This is a genomic window from Ralstonia sp. Ralssp110, from assembly GCF_047325135.1.
GTDB classification, from domain to species: domain Bacteria; phylum Pseudomonadota; class Gammaproteobacteria; order Burkholderiales; family Burkholderiaceae; genus Ralstonia; species Ralstonia mojiangensis.
The window spans coordinates 100,626-126,694 of sequence record NZ_CP168609.1 but is presented as its reverse complement, the minus strand read 5'-3'; the positions used below and the strand labels follow the sequence as shown (position 1 = coordinate 126,694).

General features: G+C 64.5%; 18 protein-coding genes. 11 read left to right on the top strand and 7 right to left on the bottom strand.

Annotation, left to right across the window (positions count from 1 at the left end; genetic code table 11):
* Positions 1-101: 101 nt before the first annotated feature.
* Together ACEN9T_RS01240 and ACEN9T_RS01235 are read right to left on the bottom strand one after the other, a co-directional pair.
* On the bottom strand, positions 102-1,388 hold the full coding sequence (locus ACEN9T_RS01240) for an ATP-binding protein (protein WP_092972012.1): 1,287 nt from the start codon (positions 1,386-1,388) through the stop codon (positions 102-104).
* Positions 1,372-2,103: a response regulator gene (locus ACEN9T_RS01235; protein ID WP_024978593.1), complete on the bottom strand. Its 732-nt coding sequence runs from the start codon at positions 2,101-2,103 to the stop codon at positions 1,372-1,374. Before ACEN9T_RS01235 ends, ACEN9T_RS01240 begins: the two co-directional genes overlap by 17 nt.
* 253 nt (positions 2,104-2,356) lie before the next feature.
* Here ACEN9T_RS01235 and ACEN9T_RS01230 point away from each other — a divergent pair, with 253 nt between their 5' ends.
* The 5 genes from ACEN9T_RS01230 (at position 2,357) to ACEN9T_RS01210 (ending at position 12,406) form a co-directional block, all read left to right on the top strand.
* A complete protein-coding gene (locus ACEN9T_RS01230) occupies positions 2,357-3,745 on the top strand; it encodes an MdtA/MuxA family multidrug efflux RND transporter periplasmic adaptor subunit (protein ID WP_413706184.1) in 1,389 nt (462 codons plus the stop codon).
* A 57-nt stretch (positions 3,746-3,802) separates the two neighbouring features.
* A complete protein-coding gene (locus ACEN9T_RS01225) occupies positions 3,803-6,937 on the top strand; it encodes an MdtB/MuxB family multidrug efflux RND transporter permease subunit (RefSeq protein WP_092972014.1) in 3,135 nt (1,044 codons plus the stop codon).
* A complete protein-coding gene (locus ACEN9T_RS01220; RefSeq protein WP_413706183.1) occupies positions 6,934-10,035 on the top strand; it encodes a multidrug efflux RND transporter permease subunit in 3,102 nt (1,033 codons plus the stop codon). The genes ACEN9T_RS01225 and ACEN9T_RS01220 overlap by 4 nt, the downstream gene beginning before the upstream one ends.
* A 2-nt stretch (positions 10,036-10,037) precedes the next feature.
* Positions 10,038-11,543 carry an efflux transporter outer membrane subunit gene (locus ACEN9T_RS01215; protein ID WP_092972016.1) on the top strand — a complete coding sequence of 502 codons (1,506 nt, stop codon included), beginning with the start codon at positions 10,038-10,040 and terminating at the stop codon, positions 11,541-11,543.
* Between the two features lie 299 nt (positions 11,544-11,842).
* Positions 11,843-12,406, top strand: coding sequence for an acyloxyacyl hydrolase (locus ACEN9T_RS01210; RefSeq protein WP_413706182.1), 564 nt, complete (start codon positions 11,843-11,845; stop codon positions 12,404-12,406).
* Between the two features lie 78 nt (positions 12,407-12,484).
* Here the strand turns inward: ACEN9T_RS01210 and ACEN9T_RS01205 are convergent, their stop codons facing one another.
* On the bottom strand, positions 12,485-13,825 hold the full coding sequence (locus ACEN9T_RS01205) for a diguanylate cyclase domain-containing protein (protein WP_092972313.1): 1,341 nt from the start codon (positions 13,823-13,825) through the stop codon (positions 12,485-12,487).
* A gap of 654 nt (positions 13,826-14,479) precedes the next feature.
* On the opposite strand from ACEN9T_RS01205, the gene ACEN9T_RS01200 reads away from it, so the two are divergent.
* On the top strand, positions 14,480-14,956 hold the full coding sequence (locus ACEN9T_RS01200; RefSeq protein ID WP_092972018.1) for a hypothetical protein: 477 nt from the start codon (positions 14,480-14,482) through the stop codon (positions 14,954-14,956).
* 14 nt (positions 14,957-14,970) lie between these two features.
* Here ACEN9T_RS01200 and ACEN9T_RS01195 read toward each other — a convergent pair whose 3' ends face one another.
* Entirely contained in the window at positions 14,971-15,483 is a 513-nt protein-coding gene (locus ACEN9T_RS01195; protein WP_092972019.1) for a GtrA family protein, read from the bottom strand.
* 119 nt (positions 15,484-15,602) lie between these two features.
* Between ACEN9T_RS01195 and ACEN9T_RS01190 the strand changes: the two genes are divergently transcribed.
* Together ACEN9T_RS01190 and ACEN9T_RS01185 are read left to right on the top strand one after the other, a co-directional pair.
* Positions 15,603-16,508 (top strand): flagellar brake protein, encoded by a 906-nt coding sequence (locus ACEN9T_RS01190; RefSeq protein ID WP_092972020.1) that lies wholly within the window; start codon positions 15,603-15,605, stop codon positions 16,506-16,508.
* 223 nt (positions 16,509-16,731) lie between these two features.
* Entirely contained in the window at positions 16,732-18,147 is a 1,416-nt protein-coding gene (locus ACEN9T_RS01185) for a bifunctional diguanylate cyclase/phosphodiesterase (protein ID WP_092972021.1), read from the top strand.
* 58 nt (positions 18,148-18,205) lie between these two features.
* On the opposite strand, the gene ACEN9T_RS01180 is transcribed toward ACEN9T_RS01185, so the two are convergent.
* Positions 18,206-19,774, bottom strand: coding sequence for a methyl-accepting chemotaxis protein (locus tag ACEN9T_RS01180; protein ID WP_413706181.1), 1,569 nt, complete (start codon positions 19,772-19,774; stop codon positions 18,206-18,208).
* A gap of 292 nt (positions 19,775-20,066) precedes the next feature.
* On the opposite strand from ACEN9T_RS01180, the gene ACEN9T_RS01175 reads away from it, so the two are divergent.
* A complete protein-coding gene (locus ACEN9T_RS01175) occupies positions 20,067-20,207 on the top strand; it encodes an entericidin A/B family lipoprotein (protein WP_009240575.1) in 141 nt (46 codons plus the stop codon).
* Between the two features lie 75 nt (positions 20,208-20,282).
* On the opposite strand, the gene ACEN9T_RS01170 is transcribed toward ACEN9T_RS01175, so the two are convergent.
* Positions 20,283-22,010: a phospholipase D-like domain-containing protein gene (locus ACEN9T_RS01170; protein WP_413706180.1), complete on the bottom strand. Its 1,728-nt coding sequence runs from the start codon at positions 22,008-22,010 to the stop codon at positions 20,283-20,285.
* A 186-nt stretch (positions 22,011-22,196) separates the two neighbouring features.
* Between ACEN9T_RS01170 and cls the strand changes: the two genes are divergently transcribed.
* Positions 22,197-23,630, top strand: a complete 1,434-nt coding sequence (gene cls, locus ACEN9T_RS01165) for a cardiolipin synthase (protein WP_413706179.1) — start codon at positions 22,197-22,199, stop codon at positions 23,628-23,630.
* A 93-nt stretch (positions 23,631-23,723) separates the two neighbouring features.
* On the top strand, positions 23,724-24,986 hold the full coding sequence (locus tag ACEN9T_RS01160) for an MFS transporter (RefSeq protein ID WP_413706178.1): 1,263 nt from the start codon (positions 23,724-23,726) through the stop codon (positions 24,984-24,986).
* Here the strand turns inward: ACEN9T_RS01160 and ACEN9T_RS01155 are convergent.
* Positions 24,941-26,005, bottom strand: coding sequence for an AraC family transcriptional regulator (locus tag ACEN9T_RS01155; protein WP_413706177.1), 1,065 nt, complete (start codon positions 26,003-26,005; stop codon positions 24,941-24,943). The genes ACEN9T_RS01160 and ACEN9T_RS01155 overlap by 46 nt on opposite strands.
* Positions 26,006-26,069: the final 64 nt, after the last annotated feature.

Here is a 26,069-nt window from a genome sequence, read left to right as displayed (position 1 = left end):
TCTGGTGAGCGCACGCAACAAGCGTGCTTGCGCCGCCTAGGATAGCTTACGCAATCGCTTGCTCATATGTCAGTCAGGCGAACAGTCGAGCGTTCCGGCGATCAAGCCACCGCAGTTGAGACTGGAAATCGCATCGTGACGCGAAAACCCGGCGATGGCGCGTCCGCAGCCGCCGGTCCGACTGCGAGATCGCCGCCCAGGTGGCGCACCAGCCGATCGACGATCGCCAGGCCGAGCCCGCAGTGCGCATTGCCGCCGCGAGCCGGGTCCAGGCGCACAAAGGGCCGCATGACGCGGTCAAAGTCAGCCACGGGGATACCCGCGCCGTGGTCTTCCACCGTCAGCGTATAGCCGGTTTCGTCCACTGCGGTGCGCACGTTGACAGGCTCGGCGCCATACGCGAATGCGTTGTCGAGCAGGTTGACGACGATGCGCTCGAGATGCGTCGGCTTGAGGCGAAAGCGGTCTCCCGCATGCAGATCGAGCGCGACATGCTTACCCTGCTCGGCAAACGGCTGCACCAGGCTGCGCAGATGGCGGTCGACCGACACCTCGCGCGCCTCGCTGTCGCCGCTTTGCGCATAGGCGAGAAACTGCTCGACGATGGCCGACATGGACTCGACATCGCGTTCGATACCGGCGCCTGCTTTCTGGTCAGCCAGCATTTCGGCACGCAGGCGCAGGCGTGACAGCGGCGTCTTCAGATCGTGCGCAATGCCGGCCAGCATGGTGTTGCGCTCTTCGTCGGCGGCCGACAGGTCAGCAGCCATATGGTTGAACTGGTCGGTCAACTGGCGGAGTTCGTACGGGCCACGCTCCTTGAGCGGGGCCACGTAGCGGCGCCGGGCCAACGCCCCGGCCGCATCGGCCAGCTCGCGCACGGGGCGTTGAATCTGCCACGCCGCAAACAACGAGAACGCAATAGCAATCGCCAGCACCACCATCACGCCCGGTACCACTGCCGAGATGGTGGGCGGCGCATGCACCCACACCAGCGGCATGGCGATCCACTTGTTGCGCTGCGGAAAGCGCACGAACACGCGCGGCGTGGGGCCGGGTTCCAGCCGCAATTGCGTATCGGATGGCAAACGACGCGCGAGCTGTCGCACCAGTTCGGCGGACTTGTCCGATGCGGATGACGGGTCCCCCGCGGGCGGCTCAGCGGTTTCGGTCACTAGGTCAGGCAGTTTGACCTTCAGATGACCGTCCATCGCTGCCTGGAAGGCTTGCAATTGGAATGCCATCTGATCGACCGAAGCCTGGAATTGCCGCTCGCGCCGCTCCGCGCGCAGCACGCCCAGCCATGAGAAGTGGCTCAGCACGAGCACCACCACGATCAGCACCGCCAGCCGGCCGAACAGCGTGTCGAATCTAGCCTTGAACTTCATTGACCTCTTCCCGCTCATCCGGCACGAAGGTGTAGCCGCGGCCACGCACGGTCTGGATATACCGCGGGCGCTGCGCGTCTTCTTCCAGCACGCGGCGCAGGCGCCAGATCTGCACGTCGATGCCCCGGTCGGACACACCGCTGCCCGGCCCGTACATCAGCTCAACGATGTGCTCGCGCGTGAGCACCTGCATCGCATGCCCGATCAGCAGCTTGAGCAGCGCGAATTCGGTATCGCTGATGGAGAGCGCGGTATCGCCGCGAAACAGCGTGCGCATGCGAAAGTTGAGCTTGAACGGGCCGAAACTGAAGCTGTCGCGGTCTTCCGGAGCCGATGCCGGCACGGCGAGGCGCCGGCGCAGCACCGCGTTGATACGGGCGAGCAGTTCGCGCGGCGAGAACGGCTTGCCGAGATAGTCGTCGGCACCGATTTCCAGGCCGATAATTCGGTCGATCTCGTCGCTGCGGGCCGTGAGCAGGATGACGGGCACGTCGTCGTTGCGGGCGCGCAGATCACGCAGGGCAGACAGGCCATCCACCTTGGGCATCATCAGGTCGAGCACGACGAGTGCCGGACGCTCGCGTTCGAGCCGGGCGCCGAGTCCATCACCGTCGTGCAGCACGGAAACGGCAAAGCCCTGCTGGGTCAGGTATTCGCGCAGAAGGTCGCGCAGTTCGACGTCGTCATCGACGACCAGGATCTTGGTGCCGCTCATCTGTCTGGTGGAGTCTCTGGTATGCGCAGGAAGGTGTGCTCATGATAGCGATTGTGGCCACCACGAATTGCGTGCACTTTCACCATATTGTTTCGCCCGGTAACACCGCGATGGGTTTGTAATTAGCCGTAATAGAACCCGCTGCGCGACTAATTCTGCGCAAAGGCGTTGCCTTTAAGCTGCGGTCTGACTGGCACGGGCGCCAGCTATCATGTGCGCTCGTCCCCATATTGCTAAGAACAGGAACGCCAACATGTCCGATCCCAAGGACCAGAAGCCCGGCCAGTTTGACGACGCCGGCCGCCGCACGTACGACGGGAAGGAGACGCCCAACGAGGTATCTCCGACGCTGCTGCCGCCCCCGCGCGAGGGTGGCAAGCGCCGCCGCTGGGGCATCTGGGTGGTGATCGTTATCCTCGTGCTGATCGGTTATGCGGTCTATCACGCGAAGTACCGCAATGCGGGCGGCCCGGGTGGTCGAGGTGGCCCCGGTGGGCGCGGCGCAGCCATGGCCGGCAAGCCGACGCCGGTGATGGTCGGCACGGCCGTCAAAGGCGACATCAACGTGGTGCTGTCGGCGCTGGGCAATGTCACCCCGGTCAACAACGTGACGGTCAAGACGCGTGTGGACGGCCAGCTCGTGCGGCTGGCGTTTACAGAGGGGCAGACCGTCAAGGCCGGCGACCTGCTGGCCGAGGTCGACCCGCGCACCTATCAGGCACAACTTGCCCAGGCGGAAGGTCAGCTTGCACGCGATCAGGCGCTGCTGCAAAACGCAAAGCTCGATCTGCAGCGCTATCAGACGCTGCTCTCGCAGGATTCGATCTCCAAGCAGCAGGTGGATACGCAAGCCGCGTTGGTGCGCCAGTACGACGGCACGGTCAAGCTGGACCAGGGCAACGTCGACAACGCCCGCGTGCAGCTTTCCTATACGCGCATCACTGCGCCGGTGTCGGGCCGGGTTGGCCTGCGCCAGGTCGATCCGGGCAACATCGTGCACGCCTCGGACACCAACGGCATCGTGGTCATCACGCAGATCGACCCGATCACCGTCATCTATTCGATTCCCGAAGACAACCTGCCCAAGGTCATGCCGCGCCTGCAGTCCGGCGACAAGCTGCCGGTGGAGGCCTGGGATCGCGGCCAGACCACGCAGCTCGCGCGCGGCGTGCTCATGACCGTGGACAACACCATCGACAACACCACCGGTACGGTCAAGCTGCGTGCGCAGTTCCCGAACCAGAACGCCATGCTGTTCCCGAACCAGTTCGTGAACGTGCGCATGCGTGTGGATACGCTACGCGACGCGGTAATCGTGCCGAGCGCAGCCATCCAGCGCGGCACGCAGGGCACCTTCGTCTACGTGGTCGGCGAAGACAACAAGGTAGCGCTGCGCGTGGTCAAGCTGGGCGTGACCGAAGGTGAGCGCGTGTCGGTGGCGCAAGGCCTGCAGCCCGGCGAACACGTGGTGATCGACGGCGCAGACAAGCTGCGCGACGGCTCGCCGGTGGAGGTGATCCAGCCGGGTGCCGCCGCTGCAAGCGCACCCGCGGCCGGCCAGGCCCATCAGGGCGGGCGTCATCGCCGTGGCCAGGGTGGCGCTTCGGCACCCGCCGCAAGTGCCCCGGCTGCCAAGCCGTAAGCCGTGAGTCGTGCATTGCGTGCACTCGCCTGACGAAGTCTTCTGTTCCGAGCTGGCATGAATCCCTCCCGAATCTTCATCCTCCGGCCCGTGGCGACCACGCTGTTGATGGTCGCCATCCTGCTCTCGGGCCTGGTGGCGTACCGGATGCTGCCGCTCTCTGCGCTGCCCGAGGTCGACTATCCGACCATCCAGGTCACAACGCTGTACCCGGGTGCCAGCCCCGACGTGATGACGTCGTCCATCACCGCGCCGCTGGAGCGGCAGTTTGGACAGATGCCTGGCCTGAAGCAGATGACGTCGTCCAGCTCGGGCGGCGCCTCGGTCATCACGCTGCAGTTTGACCTGTCCCTCTCGCTCGACATTGCGGAGCAGGAGGTACAGGCGGCCATCAACGCGGCCGGCAACCTGCTGCCGAACGATCTGCCGATGCCGCCGATCTACAGCAAGGTGAACCCGGCCGACGCGCCGATCCTCACGCTGGCGATCACCTCCAACACGATGCCGTTGCCCAAGCTGGAAGACCTGGTCGACACGCGCATCGCGCAAAAGCTATCGCAGTTGCCGGGCATTGGCCTGGTCAGCATCAGCGGCGGGCAGCGGCCGGCCGTCCGCATCCAGGCCAATACGTCGGCGCTAGCCGCGCTCGGGCTGTCGATTGATGACATCCGCACCGCCATCGGCACCGCCAACGTGAATGGCGCCAAGGGCAGCTTCGACGGCCCGATGCGCGCCTCCACTATCGACGCCAACGATCAGCTCAAGTCGGCCGCCGAGTACGGCAAGATGATCGTCGCCTACAAGAACGGCGCGCCCATCCGCCTGACCGACGTGGCGCAGATCGTTGACGGCGCCGAAAACAGCAAGCTGGCCGCGTGGTCCAACACCACCCCCGCCATCATCCTGAACGTGCAGCGCCAGCCTGGCGCCAACGTGATCGAGGTGGTCAACCGTGCCAAGGCGCTACTGCCACAGTTGAAAGAAACGCTGCCCGGCAACGTAGAGGTATCGCTGCTGACCGACCGCACCACGACGATCCGTGCCTCGGTATCGGACGTGCAGTTCGAGCTGATGCTGGCCGTGGCGCTGGTCGTGATGGTGATCTTCCTGTTCCTGCGCAACGTGCCAGCCACGGTCATTCCGGCGGTAGCGGTGCCGCTGTCGCTGGTCGGTACGTTTGGCGTGATGTACCTGGCAGGTTTTTCGATCAACAACCTCACGCTGATGGCGTTGACCATCGCCACGGGTTTCGTGGTGGACGACGCCATCGTCATGATCGAAAACATCGCCCGCTACATTGAAGACGGCGACCCACCGATGGAGGCCGCACTCAAGGGCTCCAAGCAGATCGGCTTCACGATCATCTCGCTGACGTTCTCGCTGATCGCCGTGCTGATTCCGCTGCTGTTCATGGGCGATGTGGTGGGGCGGCTGTTCCGCGAGTTCGCCATCACGCTGGCGGTATCGATCCTGATCTCGGCCGTGGTGTCGCTCACGCTCACGCCGATGATGTGCGCACGCTTGCTCAAGCACATTCCCGAGGCCGAGCAATCCCGCTTCTACCACGCGGCCGGCGCGTTCTTCGACAACGTCATCGCCCGATACGGCCGCATGCTGCAGTGGGTGCTCGACCGGCAGAAGACCACGCTGCTGGTGGCCATCGGCACGCTGGTGCTGACGGCGTTGCTGTATGTAGTGGTGCCCAAGGGGTTCTTTCCGGTGCAGGACACGGGCGTGATCCAGGGCATTTCGGATGCGTCTCAGTCGATTTCGTTCTCGGCCATGGCAGAGCGCCAACAGAAGCTGGCCGAGGTGGTACTGAAAGACCCTGCGGTCGAAAGCCTGTCGTCGTTCATCGGCGTGGATGGCGTGAACACCACGCTCAACAGCGGCCGCATGTTGATCAACCTCAAGCCGAAGGATAAACGCGACGCCGACGCCACCGAGATCATTCAGCGCCTGCAGCCCGAATTGGCCAAGGTGGCAGGTATCTCGCTGTACATGCAGCCGGTGCAAGACCTGACGATTGAAGACCGCGTGAGCCGCACGCAGTATCAGTTCACGGTAGAAGATCCGGACCCGAACAACCTCTCGAAGTGGGTGCCGAAACTCGTTGAACGCCTGCAGCAGACCAACGAACTGCGCGACGTGGCGAGCGACCTGCAGGACAACGGCCTGCGCGCCTACGTGCAGGTCGACCGCGACAAGGCGGCGGTGTACGGCATCACGATGGCAGCGGTCGACAGCGTCCTGTACAGCGCTTACGGCCAGCGCCTGATTTCGACCATCTTCACGCAATCGAACCAATACCGCGTGGTGCTCGAGACGGACCCGAAGATGCAGCTTGGGCCGCAATCGCTATACGACCTGCATGTGGCGTCAAACAGCGGCCAGCAGATTCCGTTGGGCGCGTTTGCCACGGTGGTGGAACAACCGGGCTCGCTGGTGGTGAACCATCAGGGCCAGTTCCCGGCGGCAACCATTTCGTTCAACCTCGCCCCGCATGCCTCGCTGGGTGCGGCCGTCGACACCATCAATGCCGTCGAACAGGAGATCGGCCTGCCGGCCAGCATGCAGACCAGCTTCCAGGGGGCCGCGCTGGCGTTCCGTGCGTCGCTGTCGAACCAGTTGTGGCTGATCCTCGCGGCTGTCATCACGATGTACATCGTGCTGGGCGTGTTGTACGAAAGCACGATCCACCCGGTGACGATCCTGTCGACGCTGCCGTCAGCCGGTGTAGGTGCCCTGCTGTCGCTGCTGGTGTCGGGCAGGGACATGGGCATCATTGCCATCATCGGGATCATCCTGCTGATCGGTATCGTCAAGAAGAACGCGATCATGATGATCGACTTCGCGCTGGAGGCCGAGCGCGAGCAGGGCATGGCCCCGCGCGACGCCATCTACCAGGCGTGTCTGCTGCGCTTCCGTCCGATTCTGATGACCACCATGGCCGCCCTGCTGGGTGCCCTGCCGCTGATGCTCGGCACGGGCGTGGGCTCCGAGTTGCGCCAGCCGCTGGGGATCACGATGGTGGGCGGCCTGCTGGTCAGCCAGGTGCTGACGCTGTTCACCACGCCGGTCATCTATCTGGCCTTCGACAACCTGGGCGAACGCCTGCGGGACTGGCGCGCCCGCCGTGCTGCCCGACGCCACGGCGCCGCAGGCACCAACCAATCTGGCGGACCGCGATGAATCTGTCCGCCACCTTCATCGCCCGGCCGGTTGCCACGGCACTGCTGACCATCGGCGTGGCGTTGGCCGGTATCGCGGCGTTCCGCTTACTGCCGGTGTCGCCGCTGCCGCAGGTGGACTTTCCGACCATCTCGGTCAATGCGTCGCTGCCGGGCGCCAGCCCTGAGACCATGGCGGCCACTGTGGCGACGCCCCTGGAACGCTCACTCGGCCGCATCGCGGGCATTACCGAGATGACGTCTTCCAGCTCGCTCGGTTCGTCGCGGATCACGCTGCAGTTCGATCTGTCGCGCGACATCGACGGCGCGGCGCGCGATGTGCAGGCCGCCATCAATGCTTCACGCAGCCTGCTGCCTTCCGGCCTGCCGAGCAACCCGACGTATCGCAAGGTCAACCCGGCCGATGCGCCAATCATGATCGTGGGGCTGACGTCCGACACCAAGTCGCGCGGCGAGCTGTACGACGCGGCCTCGACCATCCTCGCGCAGAAGCTGTCGCAAATCAACGGCGTGGGCCAAGTCACCATCGGCGGTGCGTCGCTGCCGGCGGTGCGGGTCGAGCTGAACCCGATGGCGCTGAACAAGTACGGCATCTCGATGGAGACCGTGCGCACCGTCATCACCAGCACGAACGCGAACAAGCCCAAGGGCATGATGGAATCCGGCGACCGCGTCTGGACCATCTACGCCAACGACCAGGCCAAGAAGGCCGTCGAATACCAATCGCTCATCATCGCCTGGCGCAATGGCTCGCCGGTGCGGCTGGCCGACGTGGCCGAGGTGACTGACAGCGTGCAGGACATCCGCAACTACGGCTCGGCCAACGGCAAGCCTTCGGTGCTGCTCATCATCAGCCGGCAGCCGGGCGCCAACATCATCGACACGGTCGACCGCATCAACGACATCCTGCCGTACCTGCGCAACACCATTCCCGCGCAGATCAACCTCGATGTGATGATGGACCGCACGCCCACCATCCGCGCCTCGCTCAAGGATGTGGAGCGCACGCTGGTGCTGTCGATCGCGCTGGTGATCATGGTGGTGTTCCTGTTCCTGCGCAACGTGCGGGCAACGCTCATTCCGAGCGTGGCGGTGCCCGTCTCGCTCATCGGCACATTCGGGGTGATGTACCTGTGCGGCTACAGCCTCGACAACCTCTCGCTGATGGCGTTGACCGTAGCAACAGGCTTTGTCGTGGACGATGCCATCGTCGTGCTGGAAAACGTCTCGCGCCACATCGAAAACGGCATGCGGCCCATGCAGGCTGCGCTCAAGGGCGCGCGCGAGGTCGGTTTCACCGTGGTGTCGATGAGTTTTTCGCTGATTGCCGTGTTCATCCCGCTGCTGATGATGGGCGGCATCGTCGGCCGGCTGTTCCGTGAGTTTGCGGTGACGCTGTCGGTGGCCATCCTGGTGTCGCTGGTGGTATCGCTCACGACCGCGCCGATGATGTGCGCACGCTTGCTCAAGCCTGCCGCCGAGGAAGAACATGGCTGGTTCCATCGCAAGACCGAAGGCTTCTTCACCTTCCTGCTCGACCTCTACCGCAATTCGCTGGCGTGGGCGCTGCGGCACAGCTGGCTCACGCTGCTGATCCTGCTGGCAACGGTGTGCCTGAACGTCTACCTGTACATCATCGTGCCGAAGGGGTTCTTCCCGCAGCAGGACACCGGCCGAGTGATCGGCTTCATCCAGGCGGACCAGTCGATCTCGTTCCAGGCGATGCGCACCAAGTTGACCGACTTCATCACCATCGTTCGGCAAGACCCGGCGGTAGAGAACGTGGTTGGCTTTACGGGCGGCAGTCAGCGCAATACCGGGCAGATGTTCATTCAGCTCAAGCCGCTGGCCGAGCGCAAGATGTCCGCCGACCAGATCATCAACCGGCTGCGCGGCAAGCTCGCGCGTGAGCCGGGCGCGAGCCTGTTCCTGCAATCGGTACAGGACATCCGGGTGGGCGGTCGGGCCAGCAACGCGCAGTACCAATACACGCTGCAGGCCGACGACCTGAACGAGCTGCGCGCGTGGGATCCGAAAATCAAGCAGGCGCTCACGCAGGTGAAGTCGCTGACGGACGTCAACACAGATACGCAGGACAAGGGCTTGCAGACTTCCCTCGTCATCGACCGCGACAAGGCGAAATCGCTCGGCATCAATCCGAGCGATATCGACAACGCCCTGAACAACGCGTTCGGGCAGCGCCAGGTATCGACCATCTACAACCCGCTCAACCAATACCGTGTTGTGATGGAAGCCGCGCCTCAGTACTGGCAGAACCCGGACGGCCTGCGCGACATCTACATCATCACGTCGACGGGTGCGCAGGTGCCGCTGTCGACCTTCTCGCATTACGAGCCCACCAACACGGCGCTGGCCGTCAATCACCAGGGGCAGTTTGCGGCCAGCACGATCTCGTTCAACCTCGCGCCGGGGGCATCGCTGTCGGGTGCCACGCAGGACATCCAGGACGCGATGAACCGCATCGGCGTGCCGTCCTCCGTGCACGGCAGTTTCCAGGGCACCGCCAAGGCGTTCCAGGATTCGCTCTCGAGTCAGCCGGTGCTGATCCTGTTTGCGCTCATCACCATCTACATCGTGCTGGGCGTGCTGTACGAGAGCTATGTACACCCCATCACGATTCTGTCGACGCTGCCCTCGGCCGGTGTCGGGGCGCTGCTGGCGCTGATCATCACCGACACGGATTTCTCGATCATCGCGTTGATCGGCGTGATTCTGCTCATCGGCATCGTCAAGAAGAACGCAATCATGATGATCGACTTCGCACTCGAGGCTGAGCGCAGCCAGGGCATGAGCCCCGCAGATGCGATCTTCCACGCCTGCGTGCTGCGCTTCCGACCGATCCTGATGACGACGATGGCCGCGCTGCTGGGCGCCCTGCCCCTGGCGCTCGGCCACGGCGACGGCGCGGAGCTTCGCACGCCGCTGGGCATCTCCATCGTCGGGGGGCTGCTGGTCAGCCAGATCCTCACGCTCTACACCACGCCGGTGGTCTACCTGGCGCTCGACCGGCTGCGCCTGCGTCGCGCCGGCCGCAGCAAAGACGCACCGCTGCCCGCATTGGATTCGCAAGGAAGCTGAACATGACAAGAGGCACTCAAGCCCTTCGCACCTCGTTGCTCGCGCTGGCCGCGTGCGCGCTCGTCTCGGCCTGCGCGGTCGGGCCCGATTACAAGCGCCCCACCGCCGAAGTGCCGCAGCAATACAAGGAAGCCGGCGACTGGAAAATCGCCGACCCGAGCGACGCCATCGCCCGCGGCAAGTGGTGGGAGATCTTCAACGACCCGCAATTGAACGCGCTCGAAGAACAGGTGGCCGCCGCCAACCAGAACATCCTGGTGGCCGAGGCGCAATACCGCCAGGCCCAGGCGCTGGTGCAATCGGCGCAGGCTTCGTTCTTCCCGACGCTGGGTGCCAATGCATCGGCCACGCGCAGCCGTTCAGTGCGCACCTCGGTCAACCCGGACGGCAGCCTGTCGACAGGCAACCCGAGTCTGCTCAACTCGCAAAGCCTGTCACTCAACGCCAGCTGGGAACTGGATCTGTGGGGCCGCATCCGCCGATCGGTGGAGTCGAACAAGGCCAGCGCGCAAGCCAGTGCCGGTGATTTGTCGTCCGCTTTGCTGTCCGCGCAGGCAACGCTTGCGCAGAATTATTTTCAATTGCGTGTCACGGATACCCAGAAGGCTGTCTTGCAACGCACGGTTGCAGACTACGAGCGCTTCCTGAAGCTCACGCAAAACCAGTATTCGGTGGGCGTGGCGCAGCGTTCGGATGTACTGACCGCGCAGACGCAGCTCAAGCAGTCGCAGGCGTTGCTGCTGGATACCGAAGTCACGCGCGCGCAGCTTGAGCACGCCATTGCGGTGCTGATCGGCAAACCGCCGGCGGAATTCTCGCTGGCCCCGGCCACCGCTGCCAGCGCAGCCGACTTGCCGGCCCTGCCCGCCATTCCGCTGGAAGTGCCATCGGCCGTGCTGGAACGCCGCCCCGACATTGCCGCCGCCGAGCGCCGCATGGCCGCTGCCAACGCGCAGATCGGTGTGGCCAAGGCTGCGTACTTCCCGACGCTCACGCTGGGAGCCTCGACCGGTTTGGCGGCCAACACGCTTTCGCGCCTGGCAACGCTGCCCAGCCGCGTCTGGTCGATCGGCCCAACGCTGGCCGCCACGCTGTTCGATGGCGGCGCGCGTGCAGCCGCCGTCGACAAGGCCGGTGCTGCTTACGATGCGTCGGTCGCGACATACCGCCAGACGGTGCTGGGCGCGTTCCAGGATGTCGAAGACAACCTCGCCGCGCTTCGCTGGCAGACGCAGGAATTTGGCGTACAGGCCGATGCCGTCAAGGCCGCGCAGGAAGCCGCGCAACTCAATCTGAACCGCTATCGCGCGGGCACGGTGAGCTTCCTGGAAGTCATCACCGCACAGGCCACGGCCTACAATGCCGAGCGCACGCTGCTCACGCTGCAGGGCAAGCAGTATTCAGCAGCGGTGCTGCTGGTCAAGGCGCTGGGCGGCGGGTGGCACGGCGAAGTGCCGGTGGTTGGCCAAGCGGCGCTGCAACCGGCATCCGCGCCTGCCGCGCAATAACCCTTCTCTTGTTGCCGGTGGCCGACAACGTTTCGCCACCGGCAATGTCCCCTTGTGCGTAAGCCCGCACGCAGTCGGAAAGTTCCCCCTATAATCGACGGAATTTATTTCAGACCGCCCGACCATCCGGGCCGGCTGATGCAGCAGCGGGCGCGCAAATTGCGTCGTCCGATGCCTTGCAAGCCGCCCCGGTGCTATCCAGACCGTCTGTTTGCCAGCCACCATGTCCGCCGCGCGCGTGGTTGCCGACGCAGTTGCCCCGATTCACGCGCGCCGCTCAACTGACTCTGCTCTCTCTGATGATCCGATCCGCGCTTCCCCGTTCTGCCAAGCTGCTGGCTGCCGCCCTGGGCGCCGCCACGCTGTTTGCCGCCCTGCCTGCCCAGGCCGACCCGTCCGTGCGCGTCATCTACGGCAAGGACAACCGCCACGGCATCGAGAAATATGGGGTCGATCTGGATTTCGATTCGGGCTACCACTGGGGCAACCCGGAAGGCTGGTTCGTGAACCTGGATTGGGAAGTGGCGCTGGGCCAATGGCGCTCGACCAAGGGAACCAACCGCCAGAACCTGACCGAATTTGGCGTAACGCCGCTGTTCCGCATTGAAAAGCGCGGCGGCTCGTGGGTGCCATTCATTGAAGCTGGCGTTGGCCCGCGCCTGCTCTCGCACACCCGCACGTCGGATGAGCACAACTTCAGCACGGCCTTCCAGTTCTCCGACATGATCGGCGTGGGCGTGGCCTTTGGCAGCAAGCAGCAATTCCAGATGGGCTACCGCTTCGAACACCTGTCGAATGCGTCGATCAAGCGCCCGAACCCGGGCACGGACCTGAATGAGCTGTACCTGCGCTACACGTTCTAAGACCTGAGCGTTTGCGACGCTCCAAGAAAAACGGCCTGCCTTTCGGCGGGCCGTTTTGTTTGGGTGCGCGGTAGCGGATCAGCGTGCGCCGGCTTCGCCATCGAGATCACGATCGCGCGATCGCATGCCCATCAACCGCTCGTAGTTGAGCGAGGCATGGAAGCCCAGGCCGTTGCCGCCGGCACGCTTGACTTCATACATCGCTGCGTCGGCATTGCGGATGAGTGTCTGCGCGTCATGCCCGTCGGTCGGATACAGCGCCACGCCGGCGCTCACGCCCATCGACAGCACATGGCCTTCCACACGAAACGGCGTCTGCAATTCTTCGATCAGGCGTTCCACGGTTTGCGTCACATCGTCGCGCGTGGCGCAGTGCGTGAGGACAGCGACAAATTCATCGCCACCCAGGCGCGCCACCGTGTCCGAAGCGCGCAGTCCGCTGCGCAAGCGCATGGCCGTGGCCTTCAAAACGAGATCTCCCACGGCGTGGCCATACTCATCGTTGACCGGCTTGAAGCGATCAAGATCAATGAACACGACGGCGACCTGGCCGCGCGCGCGACGTGCCGCCTGAATAGCCACGAACAGGCGATCACGAAGCAAACGCGCATTGGGCAAGTCCGTGAGCGGATCATGCAGCGCGAGGTGGTGCGCCTGATCCAGCGCCGCGCGCCGCTGCGTCACGTCGAGCAGCGTTCCGCTTACACGCGTGGCCACGCCACGGGCATCGCGTTCGGTCACGCGCCCGCGCGCAGCCACCCAGATCCATTGGCCATGGCGAGCGCGCATGCGCTGCTCGATCTCAAAGCTGTCGGCATCGCCGCGCATATGGCGATAGATGCGTCGCGCGCTCAATGCGGCGTCTTGCGGGTGCACCATGGCGTACCACGCATCCGGATCGTTGGACAGATCCGCCGGCTCGTAGCCGAGCATGTCGGCCGTCCGCCGGTTGAACGACACATGCCGTGTGCGCGTAGACCAGTCGAACGTACCCAGCCCCGCGCCATCGAGCACATAGGCCAACCGTTGCTCCGACGCGCGCAGCGATTCCAGCGCCAGCCGGCGCGCGGTCACGTCCTGCATCTGCACGACGAGATGCTCGTTGCCGTCGTCGCGCGCCACCGCCACGTCGGTCTGCACCCACACGGTGCTGCCGTCCTGACGGACGAGGCGCGTTTCCATCGACAGCGCATCGCGCTGACCGGCGAGCAGCGACTCGACACCATGTCGTGCGCGTTCAGTGTGATCGGGGTGGCAAAGGTCGAACAGATCGCGCGCACGCAGGGCCTGTGCTTCGTGACCAGTCAGCGCGCACAGCGCACGGTTCACGTCGAGGAAGCGACCCTCCGGCGCGCACAGGCCGATTCCTATCGGCGAATGTTCGATCGCAGCCTTGTACAAGTGGTGGTCCTCAAGCATGGCGATGCTGTTTCGCGAATGCGGCAGTCCCGGGGGCGTGGCTGATGTGATGGCCATCGCGCCTCCGGTGCCCTTTGACGCAATGGTTGCATCAGGCGCGCGCGGTGGCGGTTGGCGTGATCCCCGTAACCGGTCTCGTGGTCTGCGTGGCCCAGTTGGCGGCCGGTAATGGCAAACCTTGGTGCGTTACAAGCGCACGAATCGAGGCGGACTATAGAAGCCGCGAGTTAACGGGGCAATCCCTTCCCGCGAGGGGACATGGACCGCGTGCCCGCTTTGGGTCCCCTCGTGCGCGAAATGACGCGAAGGAAACGCGCCCCGCGTCATTCCCGTCTGCGTTTGTCGACCTTGATTGTCGACAGCTGCCCAGCGTCGCCGGACACCCGAGCACTCTACACCGGACCCCGCTGCGAAGCAGCTAGCCGTTTGGTTAGGTCGCGCAGGCGCTGCCGGCAAGCAACCGTTTGCTATGTGGGTTGGCCACGATCTCCACATTGTGAATGTCTTAAGGTGAAGACAAGGCCCCTCGACCTCATCCGGAAGGACGAAACGCGCAATCGGGCGGCTCCGTTACTATTCTTCAATATCGCTTCGGGGGGCGAATTCAAACACGGCGAAGCCGCGGCACCAGCGCACGCGGCTGTGGGAGGTCGTATGGAATTGAGTTTTGTCGCCCCAGGCACGCAGACGCATCGGTATGCGCTCAAGCTCGCGGGCCTGCCCGAAGCCGAACCGGGTACGCCAGTGGATCCGGCTTGGGTGGACGATGCCCTTACTGCCGCCGTGCGCGTATTCGATGCGCACCGCGTGCACTTTGCCGACGCGTACTTCGCCTATCGCGCCCGTGAGACCGCGCAGCATCCCACTCGCGCTGCCCACCAAAGCTCGCCCGCACGCGTGGCAGGCGATCTCCACGACGACACGCCGCTGCTGGCGGATACGTTTGCGATTGCGCAGTTGGCCGCACTTGTTTCGCTAGAGGCAGCCGGCGTGGCCGATGTGATCGATGTGCGCTTGGTGGTGGAGCGCTTGCGTGACGATGCCCCCGCCCCGCCCGCCGACGGCATCGGTGAAGTGACACTCGTCACGGAAACCGCGGCCAGCCTGCAAGGCGTAGCCAGCCGGCATTAACGCGGCGGGACCGCTCAACGCCCGTGGTGCGTGGGCCGCTCCGGCACGATGGTCGGCTGCGGCTCAGTGGGCGCGCCGACTGCGTCGGCGTCACGAAACGTCCAGTACCGGTGCACCACGAAGTTGAAGATTGCCGTGATGGCCGAGGCGAACATCTGCGCGATCAGGTAATACAGGCCAATTCCCAGGCCGATGGCCATGATGGTCGCGTTGCACCCCAGCGCGAGAAAGGCCACCAGGCCGAACCGCACCATCGCGCCCACGTGCCCGCGTGTGCTGTTGAAGACGGCCTGCCGGCTGATGAAGTAATTGAGCGTCGCTCCGATCACGCTGCCCGCCACGGACGCTCGCCAAGGCGAGACGCCTACTTGCACCAGTCCGAACAGCACCACATAGTGCGCCAGCGTTGCGCTGCCACCGATGACCACATAGCGCGCAAATTGCTCAACCGCCGCCCAGAAATGCTGCCGAGACGCCATACGCGCGCTCACCCCGTCCACTTTGGAACCGACATTGTGCTCGATCATGGCTGCGAGGCCGCAACTGGCGTGCCACGGTCCCTGCACAATAAGTGCGCTTAAAGTTGTGCAACATTTGGCCGTATAGAAACGTGGGGCCCTGCGCGGCTGTTGGCTCCCCCATTGCCATGCTCGAACTTCAACCTCTCGACATTCCGCTTGCGATCCCCCTTCCGTGGCCGATGCTTGACGCCGACGGGCAGTTGCTCGTCCCAAAGGGCGACGTCATCCACTCCCCGGAGGAGATCGACCTGCTATGCACGCTGCACCGCCCGCATCGGCTGGCGGACGGCACGCCCGCGCCTGCGCCCGTGTTTGCAAATACGCAGTTCCCGAACACGATGTTCCCCGACATGGGCGACGACCCTGACGGTGAACGGACGATCGCCATGGAGCTGCTGGGCCTGCGCCCCGGCGGCATGCTGACCGTGCGCCTAACTGCGGGCGCCGGCCAGACCAAGGGCGCCGCACGCGTGATGGGCTACAGCCCGCAGCGCCATCTGCTCATCACCATGCCCACCGAAAGCGGCCGTACGGTCATGCCGGTCAAGGACGAACTGGTGGAAGTGCACGCCTTCTCGGGCGAGGGCATTGCCAGCTTCGAATGCACGGTGATGGCGGTGTGCCGCATCCCGTTCGAATACGTCGTGTTGTCACCGCCGCGGCGGATCAAGAACCGCACGTTGCGCAAATCGCTGCGCGTGCGCGCCAACGTGGTCGGCAAGATGCTGGTGAGCGGCGACCCGCCGCGCATGATCCATATCTCCGACATCAGCACGACGGGCGCGTCGTTCCGCTCCGCGCATCGGCTGGAAGTGAGCGGCGCGCCGGCGCGTCTGCGCTTCCGGGTGAAAACGCGCGACTACCACTCCGAGCTGGTGGCTGCGGCCCTCGTGCGCAGTGAAAAGCCGGCCGACCTGCCCAACGTCTACCAATACGGCGTGGAATTCGTCGAATTGGTCGCGGCCCAGAAAATGCTGCTGCAATGCTTTATCTACGAACAGTTGCTGTGGGGCGGCCAGCGCATGGTGTAACGTGCCGACCGACCTGATATTCGTAGTTCTTTGATCAGAATTAATTGCTGTTAAACGTTAAAAAGGCGCGCCGGACTCACGCGAAAACATGCCGGTAATCGGCCACCGTGGCCGATTTTCGGCTTATGATGCCGCAGGCTTGCTTGTGACAAAGCTATACAATTGACAACGTATCAAGTGCACGTATATCCGTTTTAAAGGCATTTGCAGGACGATCCCATTTATGAGCCGCGCAAGGTCTGCCGCGCCATCGAGTCTGGATCCGATCTCCGGATTGCCGGGCCGCGAACGATTCGTCCAACTGCTGGCTGCCATGCCGCAACCCGCACGCCAGGACGCGATCGGCGCCCTGCTGCTGATCAGCTTCGACCATTTTGCCGAGGCGACCAACACGCTCGGGCCGCTCGCCGCGCGCGAGGTCATCGTCGAATGTGCATCGCGGCTTGAAGCGCTGAGCGTGCCGCCCGCGGATGGCATCGCACCCATCGTCGGGCGCGTCGGCCATGAGACCTTTGCCGTTGCCTGCGCAGATTTCGTCTCGGCACAGGATGTGCACGATCTCGCGCGGCGGATTTCTGCTGCGCTCACGCGGCCTTACATCACGCATGGTTATGAGCTGGTCTGCTCGTGCAGCATCGGCATGACGCTTTTCGAGGGCATGCCCTCGGATGCAGCGCGGCTGATCGAACAGGCCGACCGGGCACTGTACGGTGTTCAGCACGGTGCCGAACGAAGCCCAGCGCTTTACGCCCCGGCGGCCATGCCTCCACGCAGTGGCGTTCACGTCGCCGAGGACGATGGATACGACCCCGTCACCGAGCACCCGCGCCTGGCCGCCCAACTACGCCACGCGCTGGCCCGCCGCCAGTTCAGCCTGAACCTGCAGCCGCAACTGAGCCTGACCGACGGACGGATCGTCGGCTACGAATTTTTGCTGCGCTGGATTTCACCGGAGCTGGGAGGCGTGGCACCGGCCGATTTTCTGCCGATCCTGGAGCAGACGGGCGACATTCGCGAAGTGGGCCACTGGGTGCTCGACAACGCCGCCCAGATGCTGGCCGGGCTGCTGCGCGAAGAATCTCAGCGCGCAGGACGCAACAACCGGCATCAGCCAGGCGTGCATGCTGCCGTCAACTTGTCGGTTGCGCAGTTGCTCGATCCGCAGTTGAGCGACGTCGTGCGCGACATTGCCGCGCGCCATGCAGTGCCCACCACGCGCCTCGTTTTCGAGATCTCAGAACACACGCTGCAGCGTGCCAACGGCTCGGCGCAGAAAGCCGTGGAAGCCCTGCACGCCTGTGGCGCACGCGTAGCAATAGAAGACTTTGGCGCCACTGCACATAGCCTCGATTGCCTGGCAACGTTCCGCCCCGATCAAGTCAAGCTCGATCAGGCCGTCGTCAACGCAGTGACCAACGCAAGCGATCACGCGGTGCTGCAACGCCTGGTGACTGCGGCGCATGGTGCGGGCGTGCCCGTCACCGCCACGCGCGTGGAAACCGCCGTGCAGCTCCATGCATTGCGTGCCTGCCGATGCGACGTGATCCAGGGCTACCTGCTCTCGCAACCCTTCCCTGCCCGCTGGATCGACGACACGCAAGACGTGATTGCCGAGCGCGCACGCGATCTGATGCCGTAAAAGAAAATGCCCTCCGGCCCGCCAGGCGGAAGGGCGTTGGTGCTTGCGCGCGTGCTGCTTATGCGTGCTCGACACGGAAGACCGACACCGCGCTGCGCAACGCCTCGGCCTGCTCTTCCAGCGATTCCGCCGCAGCCGCAGCCTGTTCGACCAGCGCCGCATTCTGTTGCGTCACCTGATCCATCTGCGTAACGGCTTGGTTGACCTGTTCGATGCCGCTGCTCTGCTCTTCCGACGCAGCGCTGATCTCGCCCATGATGTCGGTCACGCGGCGCACCGCCACCACCACCTCGTCGATCACCGTGCCAGCTTCGGCCACCAGGGTCGTACCGTTTTGCACGCGGCCCACCGAATCGCCGATCAGTTCCTTGATTTCCTTGGCCGCCGTGGCGCTGCGCTGCGCAAGGCTGCGCACCTCTCCGGCAACGACGGCAAAGCCGCGGCCCTGCTCTCCAGCGCGTGCGGCTTCCACCGCGGCATTCAACGCCAGGATATTCGTCTGGAACGCAATGCCTTCGATCACGCCGATGATGTCGGCAATCTTTCGGCTGCTTTCATTGATGCCGGCCATCGTGTCCACCACGCGGCCCACGACTTCCCCACCCTTGACCGCGATATCCGACGCATTGACGGCCAGCGTGCTCGCTTGACGCGCGTTATCGGCATTCTGCTTCACGATGCTCGTCAGCTCTTCCATGCTCGACGCGGTTTCTTCCAACGACGATGCCTGCTGCTCCGTGCGCTGCGAAAGGTCGGCATTGCCGGCAGCAATCTGCTTGGTAGCGCTGGCGATCGAATCCGAGCCCGTGCGCACCTGCCCGATGATCTGCTGCAGACTGGTCTGCATGGACGACACCGCATGCATCAGGCGTGCGGTTTCATCGCGGCGGCCCGCGGCGGTCTGGCCTTCCATACGCGTGGCAAGGTCGCCCGATGCCATGCGCTCGAACACCTGAATGGCGCGCTCCAGCGGACGCACCACCGTACGGCCGAGCACGCCGCGCGCTACCACCGACAGCACCAGCGCGGCGGCCAGCAAGCCACCCGAGATCCAGATGCTCATCGCGTAGCGCGACTGGGAATGGTCAAAGCGTTGCTGGCCGTACTTGAAACGCGCCCCGACCAGGGGCCCGAGCGCCGAGTCGTAATCCACAAACAGCTTGGGCACCAGGTTCGTGTTCAGTTCGCGATACGTGGTGAGGTCACTGCGTTCCAGTGCGGCAATGGCCGGCTCCAGCGCCGTTTTGACGAACTTGGTGCGTGCCGCGTCGGCGGCCTGCAACTGGGCGCGGTCGGCTTCCGGAATCGGCAGCTTCATGAACTGGGCCCAGGCATCGTTGGCCGAGTTGACCATGCCATGCGCATCGGACAGCAGCTTCTTCAGTTCTTCAGGCGACGAAACCGAATCGAAATTGGTCAGGTGAATGCGCGCCCACAGCAGGTTGATGGTGTCTTTGGCCAGCAGATCCAGGCCCTTGGCATCTTCCAGATACACCGCACGCAAATCGTCATTGGTCGCCCGGCCGGTGGTGATACCCGCGAAGCCCACCACGGCAATCATCACCGCAAATACCGCGACCAGGAACGTCAGCCGCGTGCGAATGCTCGTATCCATCCACTTCCACATGTGTTTTTCCCCTGCATGGTTGAGCCGTGTGGCGCCGAGATCCTCTTCCCGCGCCCCTCTTCAGGCACCCTGTTCACTCCCCAAAGGTGCTAACGGCAGGGCACGGTGGAAATAGAGGGCGTGACCGCGAATGTCCGGGATACGCTGCAAGTGATATGCAAGAAGGTAAAAAAGATGCGGCTGACGCACCCCACGTGCGCGGGGTCGCACTAAAATGCGGGTTGCGCCACCGCTCGGGTGGCAATCACGCGAACATCGTGCGGGATACCGCACGGCTCACAAGGGGATCGAGATGAAGAAACTGATCGCACTGCTGGCCCTGGGCTGCGCCGTCCTGGCGGGCTGTAACACGATGGCAGGCATGGGCAAGGACATCCAGACGGGTGGCCAGAAGCTGGAAAACGCTGCGGACAACACCAAGCAGAAGATGTAATGCAGCGACGGCTGGGCGAGCGCCTGGCCTGAGTCAAGAAACGCCGCCATTCGCGGCGTTTTTCTTTTGGAACCGCTACAGCAGTTCTTCCGGGGTAAACGGCGCCAGCATCTGAATCCACGTCCGGCGGCCCAGGCCCACTTCCGGTTCGTGATCGACAACGACCTCCTTGCCGTTCTCATGCGTGGTCCAGCGCAGGTGGCCATCTTCCTTGGTCACCCGGTAGGCGCTGTCGCGCACCGAGTCGTCAAACAGCTTGGCCACCGCCTCTGAAAGCACCGGGCTGCGGATGATCAACCCTGTCTCCGTATTCAACCCGATGGAACGCGGGTCGATGTTCATTGAGCCGACAAACAGCGTGCTGCGGTCCACCACGATCGATTTCACATGCAGGCTTGCCTGTGACGAACGGAACGTGCCGATCACCTTGGGGCGATCCCCCAGCGTCGGACGCAGTTCGTACAGCTCAACGCCGTCATCGATCAACTGGCTCCGATATCTGGCATAGCCCACATGCACGATGGGCGCGTCGGTCGCTGCCAGCGAGTTGGTCAGCACCCGCAGGCGCACGCCACGATCCTGCAGGCGCTTGGCCACCTCGATACCGCGCTTGCCCGGCACGAAGTACGGCGAGATCAGCACGACCTCCCGCTTGGCCTCGTCAATCAGACGCAGAAGCGTCTGGGCGAGGCGCTCGCCGCCGGGTTCCACCTCATCACCCGACACCTTGGCTGGACGGTCGACGATCACCTGCGCGGGCGCCCATTCCAGGCGCAGGCGGCCCCGGGCAATCTGGTCGGCCAGAAACCAGTCGCGCGGCGCGGGCTTCAGCGGCAAGGGCTGCTCTGGCGCCGGGCTGGCGAGATCGGTCTGGTTGCGACGCTGCTCGAGCTGCGAGATGGTCTGCTCGGACGCCGACTTGGCGGAACCGGAGCCCATGTTGATCGGCCGGGTCGGCACATCGATATGCTGCGGTGGCCCTGCCGGCCGATCTGGCATCGTCACCGGCGGCGGATAGCTGCCCTCCTTCGGCTCGGGCGGATGTGCCGTGCTCGGCTCGGGCGCCAGCGCCTGCACCGGATAGGCAAATTCGCTATTCCAGTACGCATCGAACGCTGACGATAGCTGACGCACCGCCGGCCCCGCGGCCAGCACGTCCAGATCGACGAAGTTGGTGGTCTGGTTCTGCGTGAAATACTCGGCGCCCAAGTTGCGCCCGCCCGTCACGGCCAACGCGTTGTCGGCAATGAAGGCCTTGTTGTGCATGCGCCGATTGACGCGGCGGAACTCAGCCGCGCCGCTCAGGTACCGTGTGACATTCGACATCCGCCCGCCCGGAAACGGGTTGAACAGCCGCACGTCGATGTTCTTGTGCGACGAAAATTTCAGAAATGCCAGATCGCGCCCATCGCTGTGCAGATCGTCTACCAGCATGCGCACGCGCACCCCGCGATCCGCAGCGGCCCGCACATGGCGCATCAATTCGCGCACGCTGTTGTCGCTCGCAATGATGAAGTACTGCAAGTCGAGCGTGCGCTCGGCCCGGTCGGCCAGCGTGAGCAACGTGGCGTAGGCTTCTTCGCCCGACGGGATCAGCCGAAAGCCGGACACCTCGGGCGCCGGCGCATTCGTCTGCGCCAAGCGCCCCAGCGAGGTGGCCGACTCGGCATTGGGCAGCGCCGTCGTCACGGGTCGATCGACGTGCTCGGGCAGGCTTGCGCAGCCTGTCACCAGCGCGATGGCCAGACAGGCGAACCAGGCGCGCAGATACGCGATCGGGAAGTTCCTCGGGTGCCCTTGCATATTCGATGTCGTCTTGGGTACGGCGGGTCGAAAGGACGTCGACTTCACACCAGCACGCGTCGTGCCTGAACGGCCGCCACGGCCAGACTACGCGAGATATCAGCCGGGGCAGTATCCGTGTTTGTCCGACGCCACGTGGGGCGTGTCAAAATGGCCAACGGTGTGCTGTTTTCCCCGCCGCTTTCCATGCTGACCAACACCACGGCATTTGCCACCTTCCTCTTTCTTGTGCACTGCGTGGGCGTCCTCGCCGCCATGCATGCTGTGCTGACCGTGCGCACGTCGCAGGGCGCCATCGCGTGGGCCATCTCACTGGTGACGCTGCCGGAGTTCACGCTGATCCCCTATCTGATCTTCGGGCGAAGCACCTTTGCCGGTTACGTGGATGCGCGGCGCTTTCACAACGCCCGCCTGCGCGAAATCACCCTGTCTGACGACTGGCGCCGACTGCGCGACCATGAATCCAGCGTGGTCGCACCGCAGCACACCTGCATGCAGGCCTTGCCGCGCCTGACCGGCACGCCGTGCCTGGCTCGAAACCGCGTGCGGCTGCTCGTCAACGGCGCGGAAACCTTCGATGCCATCTTTGCGGCGATTGCGCAGGCGCGGCGCGTGCTCATCGTGCAGTTCTTCATCGTGCATGACGACACGCTCGGCCGCCGCCTGGCCGAGCTGCTGCTCGACCGCGCGCGGGCCGGGGTGCACGTGTACTTTCTCTTCGACAGCATCGGCTGCCACGCGCTGCCCCGCCACTATGTGCATCGGCTCGTCGAAGGCGGCGTGCACGCCAAACCGTTCTCCACGCACGCCGGGTTCGTCAACCGCTTCCAGCTCAACTTTCGCAACCACCGCAAGCTCGTCGTGGTGGACGGCGAGCGCGCTTACGTTGGCGGCCACAACGTCGGCAACGAATACATGGGCGAAAAGCCGCCGCTTGCCCCGTGGCGCGACACGCATATCGAGATCGTCGGTGCCGCAGTGATGGACTTGCAGCTGACCTTTGCCGAAGACTGGTACTGGGCCGCGCACGAAGTGCCGCAGCTGATCGTTCCGGAACTGCGGCCCGAAGAAGACATGGTCTGCCAGGTGGTCGCCAGCGGCCCGGCCGACAAGCAGGAAACCTGCTCGTTGTTTTTCATGGAAGCCATCCAATCAGCACGCAAGCGGCTGTGGATCACGTCGCCTTACTTCATTCCAGACGAAGCTGTGTTTGCCGCGCTGCGTCTGGCCGTGCTGCGCGGGGTGGACGTGCGCATCCTGATCCCTTCGCGGCCGGATCATCACATGGTGTTCCTGGCGTCCACGCTGTATGCATATCAGGCGATCCGCGCCGGCGTGAAGATCTACCGCTACCTGCCCGGCTTCCTGCACCAGAAGGTCGTGCTGATCGACGATGAGGCCGCCGCCGTGGGTAGCGCCAACCTCGACAACCGTTCGTTCCGCCTGAACTTCGAGCTGATGATCATGACCGCCGACCCGCGCTTCGCCAACGACGTCGCGCAGATGCTCGAAGCCGATTTTGCCGAAGCTGCCCGCGTCGGCCGTGACGAATACGAACACGCACACCCGCTGCGCCGCGTGATCATGCACGTCGCCAAGCTGTTCGCCCCCATCTTGTAATCACGCTCCAAATTCCGAGTTCGCCCGCAAGAAGCGGAGCGCATCCAGGCATCGCCGTCCCTACCCTGAAGCGAACATTTTCAGGAGTGTGCGATGTCAGATTCCCATGATCTTGCTGCCGACCGCCTGCCGCCGGGTTTCAATCGGCTGGCGGGTTCGAACCTGGCTGCGCAGTCAGCCGAGCAGATTGCACTGGCCGCCATGCCAATGGTTGCGGTGCTCACCCTGCATGCCGACGCCAGCACGGCGAGCTGGCTGCAAGTGGCGCTCACGCTGCCGTTCGTGCTGTTTGCCATTCCCATTGGCATGCTGGCGGACCGTTGGCCCAAGCGTGCATTGATGGCCGGCGCAGAGGCGGTGCGCGCGCTGGCGTTGTGTGTTTTGGCGGGCCTGCTGGTGGCCGGGCGGTTGAACCTGGCTGCGCTGGGCGGGCTGGGCTTCATTGCCGTGTGCGGCACGGTGGTGTTCAGCGTGGCGGCGCCTGCGCTGGTGCCCTCGCTCGTGCCGGCAGCAATGCTTGGACGCGCGAACGGCCGAATCGAACTGGCGCGCACCATTGCATTTGCGTGCGGCCCGGCCATCGGCGGTGCGTTGATCGGCTGGACCGGCTCGATGGCGGCGTTCACGCTGGCTGCAGCGTTGTCCGCCATGGCTGCGGCACTGCTGGCCGGCGTGACCGCTCCGGAGCCCGTGGCGCGGCATGCGGCGCACCCGCTGCGGGACATTGCCGAGGGCGCGCGCTTCGTGTTTCACCATCCGCTGCTGCGGCCGGTGTTCATCACGCAGTGCGTTTTCACCATGGCGTTCTTCATGGTGTTGGCCATCTTCGTTCCGTATGCGGCGCATCGGTTGAACCTCTCTGCACAAGCGATTGGGCTGACGCTCGGCATGTACGGCGCGGGCATGGTGATCGGCGCGCTGCTGGCCGCCCGCATTCTGGCGCGCTGGCGCTTCGGCCATGTGGTGGCGACTGGCCCCGTGTGTGGACTGGCGGGCGGTGTGCTGCTTGCGGCCACGCTCTGGCAGCCGTGGCCGGCACTGGCACAAGCGGGCTTCTTTCTGCTGGGTTGTGGGCCGATTCTGTGGGTGGTCAGCACCACCACGCTGCGGCAGACGGTGACGCCGCCCGCCCTGCTCGCGCGCGTATCCGCAGTGAATGTGATGTCGTATGGCGCCCGGCCGATCGGCGCGGCAATGGCCGCGTGGCTCGCTGCACACGCCGGTGTGGGGGCGTGCCTGCTCATGGCGGTAGCAGGTTTTGCGCTGCAGTTGCTGTGCATCCTGCAATCGCCTGCGGTGCGGCTGGCGCGTCAACCGCGTGCGGACGATACGTCGGCCGGGCTCGAACCTGCCTGAGCCGCGTCGGCACCGAGGTCGCCGCGCTGCCGATCGCGCCACGCGCGCGGCGTCATGCCAAAGTGGGCGATGAACCAGCGCGTGAACGACGCCTGCCGCGTGTAGCCGAGCAACGCGGCCACCCGCCCGATCCGGTAGCTCGGGTTCGCCATGTAGCGAACGGCGAGGTTGTGCCGGACCTCCTCCACCAGGTCAGAAAACGTCATGCCGGCCGCTTCCAACTGACGTTGCAAGGTCCGCACACTCAGGTGGAGGTGATCAGCCACCTGCTCGACCGAGGCACGCTCCAGCGGCAGCAGCAGGTAGATCGCGCGACGCACGTCCTGCACCACCGCCTCCTGCGCCGACACATTGAGCGGCTCGGCGAGGCTTTCCGCATAACGCACGAGGGCCGGGTCAGCGGCAGGGTTGGGCGTCTCCAGATCGGCCGCCGCACAGACGATGCCGTTAAAGTCGCTGCCGAACACGATGGGGCAACCGAACGCGCGCCGATGCAGGCTGACGTCGTTGGGGGCGGCATGTGAGAAGTGGATGCTGCGCGGCTTCCAGTGAACCCCCAGCAGCGCGCTGCACGTCCGAGCCAGCACGCCGACGGCCAGCTCGTTAGCCTGCCGCAGCGGCACCGGCGTCTCGGTGATGACCTCTTCGCGAATGACCACCATGTCGCCATCGGATTCCAGGTAGATCGCCAGCGCCTCGTTCAGCAGGTGGCGGTACTGGATGATGGCCTGCAGTGCCTCGCGCAGCGTGCGCTTGTGGGCCAGCAACAAGCCGAGCACACCGAAATCCAGCTCCTGACGCGCCTCGGCCATCTGCAGCCCCAGCGTCGGACATGGGGCACTGGCGGCGGTGATCTCCATCAACTGGCACGTCGCCACGACCGACACGAGCTGCTCTGGATCGGTCAGTCTGGCCGGGTCCAACCCCACCTGCCGCAGGGCTTCCTGCGGGTTGAAACCGAGCCGGCGCACGACCTGGAAATAACCGTTGAGCGAGCGGGCACGCACCATCGTTTCCATAGGTTTCAGTGAGCTCCGGGCCGTCTTGGTGTTTACGCGGAATGGCGTGTGAAGAGATAAACTT

What these genes read in the sequence shown, in the direction of transcription:
- ACEN9T_RS01240 (WP_092972012.1), bottom strand. Translation starts at nt 1,388, where the DNA reads ATGAAGTTCAAGGCTAGATTCGACACGCTGTTCGGCCGGCTGGCGGTG.
- ACEN9T_RS01235 (WP_024978593.1), bottom strand. Translation starts at nt 2,103, where the DNA reads ATGAGCGGCACCAAGATCCTGGTCGTCGATGACGACGTCGAACTGCGC.
- ACEN9T_RS01230 (WP_413706184.1), top strand. Translation starts at nt 2,357, where the DNA reads ATGTCCGATCCCAAGGACCAGAAGCCCGGCCAGTTTGACGACGCCGGC.
- ACEN9T_RS01225 (WP_092972014.1), top strand. Translation starts at nt 3,803, where the DNA reads ATGAATCCCTCCCGAATCTTCATCCTCCGGCCCGTGGCGACCACGCTG.
- ACEN9T_RS01220 (WP_413706183.1), top strand. Translation starts at nt 6,934, where the DNA reads ATGAATCTGTCCGCCACCTTCATCGCCCGGCCGGTTGCCACGGCACTG.
- ACEN9T_RS01215 (WP_092972016.1), top strand. Translation starts at nt 10,038, where the DNA reads ATGACAAGAGGCACTCAAGCCCTTCGCACCTCGTTGCTCGCGCTGGCC.
- ACEN9T_RS01210 (WP_413706182.1), top strand. Translation starts at nt 11,843, where the DNA reads ATGATCCGATCCGCGCTTCCCCGTTCTGCCAAGCTGCTGGCTGCCGCC.
- ACEN9T_RS01205 (WP_092972313.1), bottom strand. Translation starts at nt 13,825, where the DNA reads ATGCTTGAGGACCACCACTTGTACAAGGCTGCGATCGAACATTCGCCG.
- ACEN9T_RS01200 (WP_092972018.1), top strand. Translation starts at nt 14,480, where the DNA reads ATGGAATTGAGTTTTGTCGCCCCAGGCACGCAGACGCATCGGTATGCG.
- ACEN9T_RS01195 (WP_092972019.1), bottom strand. Translation starts at nt 15,483, where the DNA reads ATGATCGAGCACAATGTCGGTTCCAAAGTGGACGGGGTGAGCGCGCGT.
- ACEN9T_RS01190 (WP_092972020.1), top strand. Translation starts at nt 15,603, where the DNA reads ATGCTCGAACTTCAACCTCTCGACATTCCGCTTGCGATCCCCCTTCCG.
- ACEN9T_RS01185 (WP_092972021.1), top strand. Translation starts at nt 16,732, where the DNA reads ATGAGCCGCGCAAGGTCTGCCGCGCCATCGAGTCTGGATCCGATCTCC.
- ACEN9T_RS01180 (WP_413706181.1), bottom strand. Translation starts at nt 19,774, where the DNA reads ATGTGGAAGTGGATGGATACGAGCATTCGCACGCGGCTGACGTTCCTG.
- ACEN9T_RS01175 (WP_009240575.1), top strand. Translation starts at nt 20,067, where the DNA reads ATGAAGAAACTGATCGCACTGCTGGCCCTGGGCTGCGCCGTCCTGGCG.
- ACEN9T_RS01170 (WP_413706180.1), bottom strand. Translation starts at nt 22,010, where the DNA reads ATGCAAGGGCACCCGAGGAACTTCCCGATCGCGTATCTGCGCGCCTGG.
- cls (WP_413706179.1), top strand. Translation starts at nt 22,197, where the DNA reads ATGCTGACCAACACCACGGCATTTGCCACCTTCCTCTTTCTTGTGCAC.
- ACEN9T_RS01160 (WP_413706178.1), top strand. Translation starts at nt 23,724, where the DNA reads ATGTCAGATTCCCATGATCTTGCTGCCGACCGCCTGCCGCCGGGTTTC.
- ACEN9T_RS01155 (WP_413706177.1), bottom strand. Translation starts at nt 26,005, where the DNA reads ATGGAAACGATGGTGCGTGCCCGCTCGCTCAACGGTTATTTCCAGGTC.